Source organism: Paraburkholderia sp. A1RI_3L, from assembly GCF_048957895.1.
GTDB classification, from domain to species: Bacteria; Pseudomonadota; Gammaproteobacteria; order Burkholderiales; family Burkholderiaceae; genus Paraburkholderia; species Paraburkholderia kururiensis.
The window spans coordinates 1-211 of the sequence record NZ_JARCHA010000123.1 but is presented as its reverse complement, the minus strand read 5'-3'; the positions used below and the strand labels follow the sequence as shown (position 1 = coordinate 211).

Annotated in this window: 1 pseudogene; it reads left to right on the top strand. The window is 65.4% G+C overall.

From position 1 onward, the window contains the following. Window positions 1-211, top strand: a pseudogene (locus PXJ20_RS33190) (M23 family peptidase); the annotation flags it as partial.

The following is a 211-nucleotide window of genomic DNA, read 5'->3' as shown; positions in this document are numbered from 1 at the left end:
TTATCCGGTCGCAGCCGACCGGAGCTGGCATTGCGGCACCCATCTTGCGCCGGACGTGCACGGTCCGGTCCATGCCATCGCCGACGGCGAGGTGGTGGCATACCGCGTCTGCCAGCACGCGATGGATGACGGCAACGGCAATGCGGGTTTCGTGCTGCTCAGGCACTCGACCGAAACCGGTGACGGACGCACGCTGACGTTCTATTCGCTC